Raw genomic sequence first — 15,072 nt, 5'->3', positions numbered from 1 at the left:
CTATAGGAAATAGGTTCCTCCGCCACCGTCTCGCCACCGCCACCCCCGAGGAGACGAACATGTCGCGCAGAATGCTGTCCCGAATCGGCTCCGGCCTCACCGTCGTGGCCCTCGCCACGACCACTGTGGCCTGCACGAAGAAGAGCGACAACGCCGACGCCGAAGCCGGTGGCCGGGAACCGGCGCAGGTAAAGGTCGCGCTCGTGCCCGGCGGCTCGCACCCGTACTTCCAGCCCTGGAAGGACGCCGGGGCCAAGGCCAAGACCGAGCTCGCGCTCGGCGACGTCACCTTCAACGAGACCGCCGGCTGGGACCAGACCAAGCAGAACGACGTGCTCAAGTCCCTCGCCGCGCAGGGCTACAACGCCTTCGGCGTCTTCGGCGTCTCGCCGGACAACATCAACTCCACCTTCGAGGACCTCAAGCGGCAGGGCTTCCCCGTCGGCTCGCTGGCCTCCTGCCCGGCCGGGGCCAACAAGGCCGACTTCTGCCTCTCCACCGACGTGGAGGTCGCCGCGTACAAGGGCGCCAAGGCCGCCATCGACGCGATCGGCGGTCAGGGCAACCTGGTGCACCTGACCGGGAACAAGGTCGACTCCAACACCCAGCGCCGGATCGCGGGCGTGGAGAAGGCGGTCGCCGAGACCGGTGGCAAGGTGACCCTGATCCAGAGCGTCACCGACATCGACAAGGACCTGCAGAGCGCGCAGAGGGCCGTGGCCGACCTCCTCGCCGCGAAGGGCCGCCAGATCCAGGCGATCGTGAACACCGCCTACAACCCGGCGGTCGCCTCGGCCGAGGGCGTCCGTCAGTCGAAGCTGCCCATCAAGGTCGTCGCCATCGACGACGACCCGACGGTCCTCGACGGGCTGCGCGGCGGTTCGGTGGCCGCCACCATCCTGCAGAACCCGGTCGGTCAGGCCCAGGTCGGCTCGTACGCCCTGATGAAGCTCAGCGGCGGCTGCACCATGGCCGAAGCCGGAGTGACCATCGACTCGGGCTCGTTCGTGGTGACCACTGACAACCTGGACGGCTACGAGGCCGACCGCACCGCCACCACCGAGGCACTGCGGAAGAAGTTCGACGGCGACCTGCTCAAGTGCAGCTGATGTCGACCATCACCAAGGCCGAGGCGTACCTCGTCGACATTCCCGTCGAGACCGTCCGCACCGACGCGGTACAGGCGTTCCTCAAGCAGGAGACGCTCTTCGTCGAGGTGCGCACGGCCGACGGCGGGCACGGCACGGGGTACGCGTACACGATCGGGACCGGCGGCACCGCGGTGCTCGCGCTGCTGCGCGACTACCTGCTGCCGCACCTCGTCGGCCGCGACGCCGCCCGGGTGGAGGCGGTCTGGCGTGACCTGCACGCCGCGACCCGCGCGACCACGGTGGGGGCCGTCACTTCGTTGGCGCTCGCCGCGATCGACACCGCGCTGTGGGACCTGCGGGCCCGCGCCGCCGGCCTGCCGCTGTGGGTGCTCGCCGGTGGCGCCAAGGACCGCATCCCGCTCTACGACACGGAGGGTGGCTGGCTGCACCTCACCGAGGACGAGCTGGTCGCCGGCGCGAAGGCATCCCAGGCGGCCGGGTGGCCCGGCGTCAAGCTGAAGGTCGGCAAGCCCAACCCGGCCGAGGACGCCGCCCGCATCGGCGCGGTCCGGGCGGCCGTCGGCGACCACTTCGACGTGATGGTCGACGCCAACCAGTCGCTGACCGCCGCCGAGGCGATCCGCCGGGCCCGGCTGCTCGAACCGCACCAGCTCGCCTGGTTCGAGGAGCCGCTGCCCGCCGACGACGTCGCCGGGCACGAGCTGCTGGCCCGCGCGACAAGCATCCCGGTCGCGGTGGGGGAGTCGATGTACTCGATCGGCCAGTTCGCCGAGTACCTACGTCGGCAGGCGGCCAGCGTCGTCCAGGTCGACGTCGCGCGCATCGGCGGCATCACCCCGTGGCTCAAGGTCGCGCACCTGGCCGAGGCCTGCAACGTGGTGGTCTGCCCGCACTTCCTGATGGAACTGCACGTGAGCCTCTGCGCGGCCGTGCCGAACAGCCGCTACGTCGAGCACATCCCGCAACTGCGCGCGATCACCCGGACCGAGATCGCGATCGTCGACGGCCACGCGCTCGCCCCCGGCGAGCCGGGCCTCGGCATCGACTGGGACCGCGACGCGATCGAGGACAGGAGGGTGGCGTGAAGACGGAAACAGCGCCGGAGGCGCCGGCGGTTCCTCCGGCCGCGGACCCCAGGCCGCCGGCCAGGGCCCTGCCGGTCTGGGCGAACCCCCGGCTCGGCCTGCTCATCGTCATCGCCGCGCTGGTCGTCCTCTTCTCGTCGCTGACCCCCGCGTTCCTCGACCCCCGCCTCACCCTGGCACCGCTACAGGCCGACATCAGCGTGTACGTCGTGGTCGGTCTCGCCCAGCTCGCCGTGCTCTCACTCGGGCACATGAACATGGCCGTGGGCAGGATGGCCGCGCTGTCCACCTTCGCGATGGGCCTGGCCTACGACCGGCTCGGCGTCCCGCTTCTGGTCGGGCTGCTCGTGGGTCTCGCCGTCGGGGCGGGCATCGGCGCGCTCGCCGGCCTGCTCATCGCCAAGACCGGCGTGAACTCCTTCGTGGTCACCCTCGCGCTCGACTTCGGGCTGCTGGGCCTGGTCACGATCCTCTACACCTGGGCGACCGGCGGGGTGTCGTTCGCGGTGCAGCCGAGTGGGCTCTCCGCCCTGCGCTTCGACACCTTCGCCGACTACTGCATGGGCGAGGTCTGCGGCCCCCGGATCCCGCTGGTAGTCCCGATCGCGGTCGTCGCGGCGCTCGGTGTCGGGCTGCTGTTCCGGCACGCCCGGCTGGGCCGGGAGATCCTGATGACCGGCTCCAACACAGTCGCCGCCGAGCTGTCCGGCATTCCCACCCATCGCCGGGTCGTCGCCGCGCACGCGTTGAGCGGGCTGCTCGCCGCGCTGGCCGGGTTCCTGCTCGCCGCCAACAACGGCGCCTTCTCCGCCAACATCGGTGAGTCGTTCCTGCTGCCGTCGTTCCTGGCCCCGGTGCTCGGTGGGACGCTGCTCGCCGGTGGTGCGGTCAGCGTCCTCGGCACCGCACTCGGCGCGACCCTCACCCAGGTCATCTACAAGGGCCTCAACCTGCTCCAGTTCTCCCTGGAGGAGCTGAAGCTCTACATCGGACTCGTGTTGCTCGCGGCGTTGTCGCTGGACCGGCTGCGGGCCGTGCTCGCCGAGCGAAGGGCGGTGTCACCATCATGAGGAGCGTGATCCGGACCAACGAGTTCACCCTCGCGGTGATCGCGGCGCTCGGGTTCGCGGCGCTCGCGGTCGCCACCGACTTCAACCTGCTCACCGCCGGCACCCTGGACGCCTTCCTGCGCTTCCTCGCCCTGCCGATCGTCATCGGCCTGGCCCAGATGGTGGTGCTCGCCGTCGGTCAGATGAACCTCTCGGTGGGCGTGCTCACCGGGTTCTGCGCGGTGGCCTCGGGCTGGCTGATGATCGACGCCGGGCTGCCCGCCCCGGTCGCGGTGCTCGCCGCCTTGGCTCTCGGCGCCGTTGTCGGGCTGGTCAACGGCCTGCTGGTGATCTTCACCCGGATCAACGGGTTCATCGTCACCCTCGCCACCATGACGATCCTCGAAGGGCTGCGGTACGGGGTGAACGGCACCGGCACCTACCAGGGCTACTCGCCCGGCCTGCGCGAGTTCGGGCAGGCGTCAGTGGCCGGCGTACCAGTGGTCTTCCTGCTGGCGGTCGCGATCGCCGTCGGGGTGGCCCTCTTCTTCCGGCGCACAGTGCCCGGACGGCACCTGCTCGCCTCCGGCGGCAACCCGTTCGCCGCCCGGCTGTCGGGCATCTCCAACGACCGGGCGCTGGTGCTGGCCCACACCCTGTCGGGGCTGCTGGCCGGCTTCGCCGCGGTGATCGTGGTGGCCGCATTCGGCTCGGTGAACGCCTCGATCGGCGACGACCTGCTGCTGCCCAGCTTCGCCGCGCCGATCATCGGCGGGGTGGCCCTGGCCGGCGGCATGATCAGCGTGACCGGCACGGTGCTCGCCGCCTTCCTGGTGCGGCTGGTCGACGTGAGCCAGTCGCAGTTCGACATCAACCGACGGTGGGTGGACCTCATCATCGGCGCTGTCGTCCTCGGCGCGGTGCTGCTCGGTCAGTTCCGCGACAAGCTCTCCGGAGGTCCACGATGAGCGTCGTGCTGTCCGCGGAGAAACTGGTCAAGACGTTCCCCGGGGTACGCGCCCTGGACGAGGCGACGCTGACCCTGACCGCCGGCAGCGTGCACGCGCTGCTCGGCGAGAACGGCGCCGGCAAGAGCACCCTGATCAAGATCCTCACCGGGGTGTACCGGCCGGACGGTGGGCTCCTGCGGCTGCCCGGGCCCGACGGCGAGCTGCGCGCTGTGCAGCTGGGCAACCCGCAGGACGCCCAGCGGGCCGGCATCGGTGTCGTGCACCAGGAGCGGAACCTGATCCCGGCGTTCAGCGTCGCCGAGAACATCTGCCTGCAACACCTGCCCCGCCGCGCCGGCCTGCTCGACCGGGCGGCGCTGCGTACCGAGGCCCGCCGTTGCCTCGACCTGCTCGACCTCGACCTGGACCCCGACCTGCCGGTGTCGCGGCTTTCGGTGGCCCAGCTGCAACTGGTGGAGATCGCCAAGGCGTTGTCGGCGGACTCGACGGTGCTGCTGCTCGACGAACCGACAGCGTCGCTGACCAACGACGAGGCCGACCGGCTCTACGGCATCGTGCGTCGGCTGTCCGAGCGGGGCCACGCCACAGTGCTGGTCAGCCACAAACTGGAGGAGGTCTTCGCGGTCGCCGACACGGTGACAGTGCTACGCGACGGGCGCAGCGTCGCCGAGGCGGAACCCCTCGCCGACCACAGCCGCGAGGAGATCGTCGACCTGATGGTCGGCCGCGCGTACCAGCAGGTGCACCTCGCCGCCCGGACCGTCGCGGCGGACGTCGAACCGGCGCTGGCCCTCGACCACGTCGCCACCACCGCCGGCCACCACGACGTCAGCCTCGCCGTCCGTCCCGGCGAGATCGTCGGCCTGTACGGGTTGGTCGGCGCGGGCCGCAGCGAGCTGGCCAAGGCGCTGCTCGGCCTCGACCGGATCACCGCCGGTGAGGTGCGGGTGCACGGGCGTCCGGCCCGGATCCGGGACGTGGGCGACGCCCTGCACCGGTACCGGATCGGCTACGTCACCGAGAACCGCAAGGAGGAGGGCCTCTTCCTCGACCAGACCGTGGCCCGCAACACGGCGGTGACGGTGTGGCGCAAGCTGGCCCGGCTCGGGCTGGTCCGCGACCGCTCCGAGCGGCTGCTGGTCGACGAGTACGCCGAACGGCTGGGCATCCGACTCGCCTCGCCCGACCAGCACGCCGGTCAGCTCTCCGGCGGCAACCAGCAAAAGGTCAGCCTGGCCAAGTGGCTGGCGGCCGACTGCGACGTGCTCATCATCGACGAGCCCACCGTCGGCATCGACGTGCGCACCAAGGCGGCCTTCCACGAGTTGATCGCCGGCCTGGCCGCGCGGGGAATGGCCATCCTGCTGATCTCGTCGGACCTGCCGGAGATGGTCACCCTCGCCGACCGGATCGCGGTGATGCGGGAGTTCGCCATTGTTGGTGAACTGGACAACGACCACGACTACGACCGGATGAGTCAGTCGGTGATCCGGTTCATCCACGACGGGCAGGGGGTCGTCGCGTGAAGGCCACCGAACTGGTGACCCTGGGGCGTACCGACATGGCGGTGACCCGGCTCGGGCTGGGGCTCGCCCCGATCGGTGGAATGTTCGACGCCGTCGGCGACGAGGTCGCCCACGCCACCGTCGAGGCGGCCTGGGATCTCGGGCTCCGATACTTCGACACCGCCCCGCTCTACGGCTGCGGCCTCTCCGAGCGGCGTGCCGGGGCGGTCCTCGCCGGCAAGCCGCGCGACGCGTTCACCCTCTCCACCAAGGTGGGTCGGCTGCTCGTCCCCGACGGTGGTGACCGGCAGGAGTTCTGGGCCGAGCCGACCGACCTCACGCCGCAGTTCGACTTCTCCGCCGCCGGGGTTCGCCGTTCCCACGCGGAGAGCCTGGCCCGATTGGGGCTGGACCGGATCGACATCGCGCACATCCACGACCCGGACGACCACCTGGCCGAGGCGGTCGCCGGGGCGTACCCGGCGTTGGCGCAGCTGCGGGAGGCCGGCGAGATCGGCGCGGTCAGCGCCGGGATGAACCAGGCCCCGGCGCTGGTCGAGCTGGCCCACGCCGGCGACTTCGACTGCTTCATGCTCGCCGGCCGGTACACGTTGCTCGACCAGGCCAGCCTCGACGAGCTGCTGCCGCTGTGCCAGGCGAAGGGGATCGCGATCATCGCCGCCGGGGTCTACAACTCGGGCCTGCTGGCCGACCCGACACCGGGCGCCCACTACGACTACGCCCCGGCCGACCAGGGGCTGCTCGACCGGGCCACCGCGATCCGGTCGGTGTGCGAGCGGCACGGCGTACCGCTGCGGGCCGCGGCGATCCAGTTTCCGCTCGGGCACCCGGCGGTCGCCAGCGTGGTGGTCGGCGCCCGGGACCCGGAGCAGATCGCCGACAACGTGGCAATGTTCGAGTGGGACGTGCCCGGCGCGCTCTGGGCCGATCTCAAGGCCGAAGGGCTGCTGCCGAGCGAGGTGCCGACGCCGTGATCATCGACGCGCACCACCACCTGTGGACCGCCGACTACCAGTGGCTCACCGCACCGGGCCTGGAGGCGATCCGGCGCGACTACACCATCGCCGACCTCGTACCCCAGCTGGACGAGGCCGGGGTGACGGCGACCGTGCTGGTCGAGGCGGGCCGCTGCGACGCCGAGGAGACCGCCGAGTTTCTGGCCCACGCCGCCACCACGCCCCGGATCGCCGGCGTGGTCGGCTGGGCGTCGCTCACCGACCCGGCCATCGCCGCCACCCTCGCCGGCTACCGCGAGCTGCCCGGCGCGACCAAGCTGGTCGGGCTCCGCGACCAGGTGCAGGGCGTCGCCGACCCCGGGCACCTGGCCCGCCCCGAGGTGCGCGCCGCCCTCGCGGCGATCGGGGCTGCCGGCCTCACCTTCGACCTGGTCGTCCACGTCGGACAGCTGACCAGCTGCGCCGACGCGGCCCGGGCCACGCCCGGCACCACCTTCGTCCTCGACCACCTGGGCAAGCCGAGGATCGCCGCCGGCGGCCTCACCGAGTGGCGCACGGCGGTACGTGACCTGGCCGGCTGTGACAACGTCGTCGCGAAGCTCTCCGGCCTGCTCACCGAGGCCGGCCCCGGGTGGCAGGTGGCCGACATCCGGCCGTACGTCGACACCGCGCTGGAGCTGTTCGGTCCGCGCCGGCTGATGGCCGGCTCGGACTGGCCCGTCTGCGACCTCGTCGCCTCGTACGCCGAGGCGTGGACGGCGATCGACGCCGGCCTGGGGGAGCTGTCGGCCACCGAGCGGGCAGACGTCCTGGCCGGCACCGCAATTCGTACCTATGCACTGGAGGTTGGTTCGTGAGATACATGCGCGTCGGGCCCGTGGGGCGGGAACGCCCCGTGCTGTACGTCGATGGGCGGCACTTCGACCTCTCGTCGCTCACCGCCGACATCGACGGCGAGTTCCTCGGCGGCGACGGCGTCCGGCGGGTCCGCGAGGCCACCGACCTGCCCGAGATCGACGTGACCGGTCAGCGGGTAGGCGCACCGATCGCCCGGCCCGGGGTGGTGCTCTGCGTGGGGCAGAACTACGCCGCGCACGCCGCCGAGTCGGGCGCCGCGCCACCAACCGACCCGATCGTCTTCTACAAGGCGCCCAACACCGTCGTCGGCCCGTACGACGAGGTCCTGATCCCGCGCGGATCGGCGAAGACCGACTGGGAGGTGGAGCTGGCGGTGGTGATCGGTCGTCGGGCCCGCTACCTCGCCTCACCGGCCGACGCCCTCGGGCACATCGCCGGGTACGTGCTGTCCAACGACGTCTCCGAGCGGGACTTCCAGCTGGCCGTCTCCGGCGGCCAGTGGTCGAAGGGCAAGTCCTGCGAGACGTTCCAACCGCTCGGCCCGTGGCTGGTCACCGCCGACGAGATCGCCGACCCGCAGGCGCTGCGGTTGCGTTCCTGGGTCAACGGCGAGCCCCGCCAGGACTCCAGCACCAAAGACATGATCTTCGACGTGGCGTACCTGGTCTGGCACCTGTCCCAGTACACCGTTCTGGACCCGGGCGACGTCATCAACACCGGCACCCCGCAGGGGGTGGGCCTCTCCGGCCGGTTCCCGTACCTGGCCGTCGGCGACGTGATGGAGGTCGAGATCGACGGCCTCGGCCGGCAGCGCAACACGCTCCGGAACGCCTGATGGCGGTGATCACCTCGGTCGACACGTACGACGTCCGGTTCCCGACTTCGCGGGACCTCGACGGCTCCGACGCGATGAACCCCGACCCCGACTACTCGGCCGCGTACCTGGTGCTGAGCACCGACGACGGCCCGGACGGGCACGGATTCACCTTCACCATCGGGCGGGGCAACGACGTCTGCCGGGTGGCCATCGACGCGCTGGTGCCGTACGTGGTCGGCCTCGACCCGGACACCGTGGACCTCGGTGCGTTCGCCCGCTCGCTCACCCAGGACTCGCAGCTGCGCTGGCTCGGCCCGGAGAAGGGCGTGATGCACCTGGCCGCCGCAGCGGTGATCAACGCGATGTGGGACCTGGTCGCCAAGAGAGCGGGCAAGCCGGTCTGGCGCTACCTGGCCGACCTCAGCCCCGAGCAGATCGTCGACCTGGTCGACTGGCGCTACCTCACCGACGCGCTCACCCCCGACGAGGCGCTGGAGATCCTGCGCGCCGCCGAGCCGGGCCGGGCCGACCGGATCGCCCGGCTGACCGAGCGGGGCTACCCCGCGTACACCACGTCACCCGGCTGGCTCGGCTACCCCGACGACAAGGTGGTCCGGCTGGCCCGGCAGGCCGTGGCCGACGGGTTCACCCAGATCAAGCTGAAGGTGGGCGCGGACGCCGCCGACGACGTGCGCCGCCTGAAGATCGCCCGCGAGGCGGTCGGCCCGCAGATCCGGATCGCGCTCGACGCCAACCAGCGCTGGGACGTCGCCGAGGCGGTCGACCGGATGCGGGAGCTGGCGCCGTACGACCCGTGGTGGATCGAGGAGCCGACCAGCCCCGACGACGTGCTCGCCCACGCGGCGATCCGGTCCGCCCTCGTCACCAGCGCACCCGACGGCGGGCCGATCCGGGTCGCCACCGGGGAGCACGTCGCGAACCGGGTCGTGTTCAAACAGCTGCTCCAGGCCGACGCCGTCGACGTCGTGCAGATCGACGCGTGCCGGGTGGGGGGCGTGAACGAGAACGTCGCCATCCTGCTGCTGGCCGTGAAATACGGGGTGCCGGTCTGCCCGCACGCCGGGGGAGTGGGCCTGTGCGAGCTGGTGCAGCACCTGTCGATGTTCGACTTCGTGGCCGTGTCCGGCTCGATGCGCGACCGGGTCGTCGAGTACGTCGACCACCTGCACGAGCACTTCCTCGATCCGGTGGTGATCAAGGACGGGCACTACGTGGCGCCCGACGCCCCCGGGTTCTCCGCCGCGATGCGTCCGGAGAGCCTCGCCACCTACGCGTACCCCGACGGGCCGGCATGGGTCTGACGGCGGTGCGTCACCTCAGCGGACCACTCGGAAGGGGAGAGCAGCATGCGGTGTGACGGTCTCGTGGCGGTGGTGACCGGAGGTGGATCGGGGATCGGCCTTGCCTGCGTGCGGGCGTTCGCCGCCGCCGGCGCCCGGGTGGGTGTCCTGGACCTGGAGCTGTCCGGGCTGCCCGAGGATCCCGGCGTGCTCGGCGTCCGGGCGGACGTGGCCGACCGGTCCTCCCTCAGCGCGGCCGTCGCCTCGATCGCGGAGGCGTTCGGCGGCATCGACATCCTGGTGAACAACGCCGGCATCTCGGCCGTGGGCACCGTGGAGGACAACGACGACGAGCAGTGGAGCCGGGTACTCGACGTCAACGTCTCCGGCGTGGCCCGAACCAGCGCCGTCGCCCTGCCGTACCTGCGCCGGTCGTCGTCCGCGGCGATCGTCAACATCTCCTCGATCGCGGCGACCGTCGGCCTGCCCCGACGCGCCCTGTACTCGGCGTCGAAGGGTGCCGTGCACGCCCTCACCCTCGCCATGGCCGCCGACCTGGTGACGGAGGGCGTCCGGGTCAACTGTGTCGCCCCCGGCACCGTCGACACCCCCTGGGTGGCCCGCCTGCTCGCCGGCGCGGCCGACCCGACGGCCGAGAAGCGGCAGCTGGCGTCCCGGCAGCCGACCGGCCGCCTGGTGACCGCCGACGAGGTGGCCGCCGCCGTCGTCTACCTGGCCTCGCCCGCGACCGGGTCGGTGACCGGTTCGTCGCTGCCGGTGGACGGCGGCATGTCCGGCCTGCGCCTACCGGCCCCGGTCCCGCCCGCGGCCGGTACTGCCGAACCGGGCGCGTGACATGATTGCGGCATGGGGAAACAGCAGGACGTCGGCGAGGCCGACCGTCACAGCGGGTCCGGCACCACCGCCCACCGTCCGATCGGTGGCAGCGCTGACGCTCGGCTCGCCCTCGCTCAGGACCCCACAACGCCACAAATGACCCTTATCGACCTGGCGTCCGACCCGTCGGTCCTGGTCCGCAAGGCGGTCGCCGCTCGGGCCGACGCACCCGCGCAGGCCCTGCGACCGCTCACCCGCGACCATGATCGTCAGGTCCGGGAGGCCGTGGCGAGGAACCCCTCCGCCTCGATCGCCAACCTCATGCGCCTGGTCAAGGACGCCGACCGGTGGGTCCGCTGGGCGGTCGCCGGCAACCCGGCCTGTGACGAGTCGATCCGCCAGGTCATGTCGGAGACCTCGGACAAGGAGCTTCGCGGTCTCCTCGCGGAGAGTCGTGAGCTGGAGCCGGAGCTGGCCGCCAAGCTGATCGGCGACGTGTCACCCGAGGTACGGGAACGGCTCGCCACGCACACCCACGACCCCGACGTGATCGACGCCTTGCTGGCCGATCGCACGGCACGCGTACGCAAGGGGGTTGCCCGCAACCCGCGGACCACCGCCGAGCAGCGCAGCGCGCTCGCCGCGGACCCGGTGGTCGACGTCCGTGCCGCGCTGGTGCGGGCCGTCGAACTGGACGAGGCCGATCTGACCCGCCTGGTCGACGACCGCGCGGTGCAGGTCCGACTGGCAATGGCGACGTCCGAGTTCGTTCCGCCGCACATCCGGCAGGCGCTCGCTCGCGATGCCGACGAGATGGTGGCCAGCGCGGCACGCGACTACCGCCCCGGCGCCGGCAACGCCTCCGCCGTGCGGGCGCCCCGCATCGCGCACCGGCCCTCCGCCGCCGGCGCGAATCGATCGGGTGGCGGCACCAGCCGGTAGGACCGCGCCGCGTCCCGGGCCGTGCGGGAACGGAACGTACAGCTCGGGTACTCAGGATGGTCTCGAAGCATTCACATGTGTCGTCCCGATCCTCTCTACGCTGCGAATGCCCAGCTTGTGGGCAGATGTCGGCAAGGGAGGATCAGCAGTGCGTATCAGGAGATCCAGGTCCAGGTTCGTGGCGGCGGCCGCGGCGCTGATGGTCGCCGTGGCCGGCGGAACACTCACCGGCGGTACGGCGAGCGCCGCCGAGCCCTCCCAATTCACAGTCGTGGACGGGGCGATCCGGACGGCGACCGGCACCCCCGTGCCCGCCTCCGGCACACACGCCTCGCTCTGGGGCAACTCCAGCTACGCCACCACCAGCGTCAGCGGCTCCGGACGGGTGCTGATCGGGGCCATCGGGGACAACTGCCAGGGCTGGCCGACCGTCCGGGTGACGGTCGACGGTGTCGCCGTCGGCCAGACCACCATCGTCAGCGCGACCAGCTACGGCACCTACCCGGTCGGCACAGCGGTCGGTGCCGGGCAGCACACCGTGCGGATCCAGCTCATCAACGACTTCCGGGCCGACCCCTGCGACCGCAACGTCCACATCGCGTACGCGCGGATGGAAACCGCGAGCGCCACCGACACGAAGTTCAGCTTCGCCGTCCTGCCGGACACCCAGCAGGAGGTGCTCAACAGCTCGGACACCCGGTTCCGCAACCGCACCAACTGGCTGGTGCAGAACCGCTCCGCGCTGGACCTGCGCTACGTGACGCACTCCGGTGACGTGGTCAACTGGGACACCCCCGACCACTCCCAGTACGTCATCGCCCGCGACGCGATGCGTCCGATCGAGACCGCGGGCCTCCCGTACTCGTTGGCGATCGGCAACCACGACACCCAGGCGACCGGCGAGGGTGGTTCCGCCCGGGACCCCGCCCACACCCGGGAACTCGTCCGCGACACCACCGTCTTCAACCGGTACTTCACCGCCAGCCAGTACGGCGCGGTGAAGGGCCAGTTCGAGACTGGCAAGGTGGACAACTCGTACTCCACCTTCGAGGCCGGCGGGGTCCAGTGGATGGTGCTCACCCTGGAACTCTGGCCCCGGGTCGAGGCCGTGAACTGGGCCAGGAGCGTCGTCGCCGCTCACCCCCGGCACAACGTCATCGTCGTCACCCACGACTACATCGACGGCAGCGGCAACATCGAGCAGAGCGCCTCGTACGGCGCGACCAGCCCGCAGTACCTCTTCGACAACCTGGTCAAGCAGTACGCCAACATCCGGTTCGTCTTCTCCGGTCACGTCGGCATCGCTGCCAACCGGGTCGACACCGGAGTCAACGGCAACAAGATCTACACGTTCCTCCAGACGTTCCACTCCAACACCACCAACCCGGTACGCCTGGTCGAGGTCGACACCGCCGCCAACTCGCTGCGGACCTGGATCTACGCCCCGTACAACAACCAGTCGTTCACCGAGTACGACAGGTCCTTTACAGGGCTCGGCGTGGTCCGCTGACGCTGAGGTGGTGCGCTCGTGGCACCTGCTGGTCGGGGCGTCCGCTCCCACGACGACCGTGCAGGTTGGTGAGGCCAGCGGCCGTCGGTGGCTGTTGGATCAGTCGGCCGCCACTCACCATCTCGATCAGGCCCGAGTGATGAGTTGTCGCGTCCGCGCCCGTCATACCTAGGACAGGACAGGACATGACGAGGCGGAAGGATGACGTGATGAGTGCGGACACGCGGCTGGAGGAGCTGGGCGTGAGCGGTCTGGGCGAGGTCGACGAGCCGGCGTTCTCGGGGCTGGCGCAGCGGCACCGGCGGGAACTGCACGTGCACTGCTACCGGATGCTCGGGTCGTTCGAGGACGCCGAGGACACCGTGCAGGAGACCTTCCTGCGTGCCTGGCGGCGGCGGGAGACGTTCGAGGGGCGGTCGACGTTCCGGGCCTGGCTGTACCGGATCGCCACCAACGCCTGCCTGGACCTGCTCGCCAAGCGCCGCCCGGAGCCGGCGACCGGCGGCGAGGTGCTGTGGTTGCAGCCCTACCCGGACCGGCTGCTCGACGAGCTGCCCGCTGGCGACGCGGACGAGCCGGAGACCGTCGCCGTCGCGCGGGAGACGATCGAGCTGGCGTACCTGGTCGCGGTCCAGCACCTCGCGCCACGTCCACGGGCCGTGCTGATCCTGCGGGACGTGCTCGGCTGGCCGGCGAAGGACGTCGCGGAGCTGCTCGGAGACTCGGTCAACTCGGTCAACAGTGCCCTGCAACGGGCGCGCGCCGGCATGCGGGAACATCTGCCCGCCGAGCGGCAGGATTGGACCGGCGGCGAGGAGGACGCCGGGACGCGCGAGCTGGTGCGCCGCTTCACCGACGCCAGCGTGGCCACGAACGTCGACGTGCTCGCTGGCATGCTGCGCGACGACGTCCGCTACTCGATGCCGCCCACGCCGGGCCTGTACGTCGGCCGCGACGCGGTGGTGAACAGCTGGGTCGAGGACGGCTTCGATGGCATGACGGGCCTGCGCGCGGTCCCCACCTCGGTGAACCGCCAGCCCGCCGTCGCCTTCTACCACTGGCGGGAGCAGGAGGGCGCGTACCTGCCGCTGACGATCGACGTCCTGCGCATCACCGGCGGTGCCATCACCGAGGTCTTCATCTTCCACGACGACCAGTTCCCGCGGCTCGGGCTGCCGGAGCGCCTGCCGGCGGACGGCACGGAGTAGTCCCGGTGTGGACGCTCACGCTGCCTGGTGGCGCGCGTGCCGCGGTGGTCACGGCGGAGTGGTACGACGCGTTCGGTGTGGTCACCCGTGGGCGGGTTCAGCTGGAGCTGCGCGACGGAGAGCCCGGGCCGGTCCTCGGACGCGATGCCGGGTTCTGGCTGCGCGGCACCGGCGTCCGCGCGCTGCGCAACCCCGGCCGTCGCACGGCGAGAGTGCGTGTCTTCACGCCCGGTGCAGTCACACGCCAGTCGACACATCCTTTACCGCAGCCCCCAGATGAGGGAGACGACATGATCAGCATGAAGGACACCGAGATCGTCGCCGATCCGGCTTCGGGCCGACACAGCCACACCCATCGATTCCGCAGGCTCGCCGGCACCGGCTTGATTGCCACGCTCGCGGCGATGGTGACCACCACCCTCGCTGCCGCGCTGGCCCGGGCCGCCGGCGTCGACTTCGAGATCCCCGATGGTGGCGAGACGATTCCGGTGTCCGGGATCGCAGTGGTGACCGGCTTCTTCTCGGTCGTGGGCGTCGTCATCGCCGTGGCTCTGCTCCGGTGGAGTGCTCGGCCCGCCGACCGGTTCGTGTGGACGACAGTCGCGCTGACCGCGCTCTCGCTGGTCCCGCCCCTCATCTCCGGGGCGAACACGGCCACCATCACCGCCCTCCTCGGGCTGCACCTCGTCGCCGCGGCGGTGATGATCCCGGCTCTGGCACGGAGCCTCCGTACCCGGACCGACTGACGACAATTCGGGCTGGCGGTTGCGCCCATCGAAACGGCAGGAGGGCCGGCCCGCTGGGCCGGCCCTCCTGGGTCTACGTGATCCAGTCGGCTCCGCGGATATCGGGGTGTCCGGCGCGGTGCGACGCCGCGACTTCGCGGAAACCAAGTCGATC

General features: G+C 71.2%; 14 protein-coding genes. All 14 read left to right on the top strand.

Annotated elements, in window-relative coordinates; all coding sequences use genetic code 11:
• Positions 1–59 precede the first annotated feature (59 nt).
• The 14 genes from ACQRWP_RS14460 (at position 60) to ACQRWP_RS14395 (ending at position 14,918) form a co-directional block, all read left to right on the top strand.
• Positions 60–1,109: a sugar ABC transporter substrate-binding protein gene (locus ACQRWP_RS14460; RefSeq protein WP_430502744.1), complete on the top strand. Its 1,050-nt coding sequence runs from the start codon at positions 60–62 to the stop codon at positions 1,107–1,109.
• Positions 1,109–2,197: a mandelate racemase/muconate lactonizing enzyme family protein gene (locus ACQRWP_RS14455; RefSeq protein ID WP_430502743.1), complete on the top strand. Its 1,089-nt coding sequence runs from the start codon at positions 1,109–1,111 to the stop codon at positions 2,195–2,197. The genes ACQRWP_RS14460 and ACQRWP_RS14455 overlap by 1 nt, the downstream gene beginning before the upstream one ends.
• Positions 2,194–3,267, top strand: a complete 1,074-nt coding sequence (locus tag ACQRWP_RS14450; protein WP_430502742.1) for an ABC transporter permease — start codon at positions 2,194–2,196, stop codon at positions 3,265–3,267. Before ACQRWP_RS14455 ends, ACQRWP_RS14450 begins: the two co-directional genes overlap by 4 nt.
• 5 nt (positions 3,268–3,272) lie before the next feature.
• Entirely contained in the window at positions 3,273–4,214 is a 942-nt protein-coding gene (locus ACQRWP_RS14445) for an ABC transporter permease (RefSeq protein WP_425699205.1), read from the top strand.
• Positions 4,211–5,743, top strand: a complete 1,533-nt coding sequence (locus ACQRWP_RS14440; protein WP_430502741.1) for a sugar ABC transporter ATP-binding protein — start codon at positions 4,211–4,213, stop codon at positions 5,741–5,743. Before ACQRWP_RS14445 ends, ACQRWP_RS14440 begins: the two co-directional genes overlap by 4 nt.
• The gene (locus tag ACQRWP_RS14435) at positions 5,740–6,717 is read left to right on the top strand and encodes an aldo/keto reductase (protein WP_430502740.1); all 978 of its coding nucleotides are present in this window, start codon (positions 5,740–5,742) and stop codon (positions 6,715–6,717) included. The genes ACQRWP_RS14440 and ACQRWP_RS14435 overlap by 4 nt, the downstream gene beginning before the upstream one ends.
• Positions 6,714–7,556, top strand: a complete 843-nt coding sequence (locus tag ACQRWP_RS14430; RefSeq protein WP_430502739.1) for an amidohydrolase family protein — start codon at positions 6,714–6,716, stop codon at positions 7,554–7,556. The genes ACQRWP_RS14435 and ACQRWP_RS14430 overlap by 4 nt, the downstream gene beginning before the upstream one ends.
• Positions 7,553–8,392 carry a fumarylacetoacetate hydrolase family protein gene (locus ACQRWP_RS14425; RefSeq protein ID WP_430502738.1) on the top strand — a complete coding sequence of 280 codons (840 nt, stop codon included), beginning with the start codon at positions 7,553–7,555 and terminating at the stop codon, positions 8,390–8,392. The genes ACQRWP_RS14430 and ACQRWP_RS14425 overlap by 4 nt, the downstream gene beginning before the upstream one ends.
• The gene (locus ACQRWP_RS14420; protein WP_430502737.1) at positions 8,392–9,696 is read left to right on the top strand and encodes an enolase C-terminal domain-like protein; all 1,305 of its coding nucleotides are present in this window, start codon (positions 8,392–8,394) and stop codon (positions 9,694–9,696) included. Before ACQRWP_RS14425 ends, ACQRWP_RS14420 begins: the two co-directional genes overlap by 1 nt.
• A gap of 45 nt (positions 9,697–9,741) precedes the next feature.
• Positions 9,742–10,530, top strand: a complete 789-nt coding sequence (locus ACQRWP_RS14415; protein WP_430502736.1) for an SDR family NAD(P)-dependent oxidoreductase — start codon at positions 9,742–9,744, stop codon at positions 10,528–10,530.
• Between the two features lie 12 nt (positions 10,531–10,542).
• On the top strand, positions 10,543–11,454 hold the full coding sequence (locus tag ACQRWP_RS14410) for a hypothetical protein (RefSeq protein ID WP_430502735.1): 912 nt from the start codon (positions 10,543–10,545) through the stop codon (positions 11,452–11,454).
• Positions 11,455–11,602: 148 nt separating this feature from the next.
• Entirely contained in the window at positions 11,603–12,964 is a 1,362-nt protein-coding gene (locus tag ACQRWP_RS14405) for a carbohydrate-binding domain-containing protein (RefSeq protein ID WP_430502734.1), read from the top strand.
• 206 nt (positions 12,965–13,170) lie between these two features.
• Positions 13,171–14,172, top strand: coding sequence for an RNA polymerase subunit sigma-70 (locus ACQRWP_RS14400; RefSeq protein WP_430503202.1), 1,002 nt, complete (start codon positions 13,171–13,173; stop codon positions 14,170–14,172).
• A 5-nt stretch (positions 14,173–14,177) separates the two neighbouring features.
• Complete coding sequence (locus ACQRWP_RS14395; RefSeq protein ID WP_430502733.1) at positions 14,178–14,918, top strand: DUF6069 family protein; 741 nt, start codon at positions 14,178–14,180, stop codon at positions 14,916–14,918.
• The last annotated feature ends 154 nt before the right edge of the window (positions 14,919–15,072 follow it).

It is taken from the genome of Micromonospora trifolii (genome assembly GCF_050516465.1).
Classification (GTDB): domain Bacteria; phylum Actinomycetota; class Actinomycetes; order Mycobacteriales; family Micromonosporaceae; genus Micromonospora; species Micromonospora trifolii.
The sequence above is the reverse complement of the archived record's forward strand: the minus strand, read 5'-3'. Positions and strand labels throughout refer to the sequence as shown.

Coding starts and splice junctions, on each gene's coding strand:
- ACQRWP_RS14460 (WP_430502744.1), top strand. CDS start 60: ATGTCGCGCAGAATGCTGTCCCGAATCGGCTCCGGCCTCACCGTCGTG.
- ACQRWP_RS14455 (WP_430502743.1), top strand. CDS start 1,109: ATGTCGACCATCACCAAGGCCGAGGCGTACCTCGTCGACATTCCCGTC.
- ACQRWP_RS14440 (WP_430502741.1), top strand. CDS start 4,211: ATGAGCGTCGTGCTGTCCGCGGAGAAACTGGTCAAGACGTTCCCCGGG.
- ACQRWP_RS14420 (WP_430502737.1), top strand. CDS start 8,392: ATGGCGGTGATCACCTCGGTCGACACGTACGACGTCCGGTTCCCGACT.
- ACQRWP_RS14415 (WP_430502736.1), top strand. CDS start 9,742: ATGCGGTGTGACGGTCTCGTGGCGGTGGTGACCGGAGGTGGATCGGGG.
- ACQRWP_RS14410 (WP_430502735.1), top strand. CDS start 10,543: ATGGGGAAACAGCAGGACGTCGGCGAGGCCGACCGTCACAGCGGGTCC.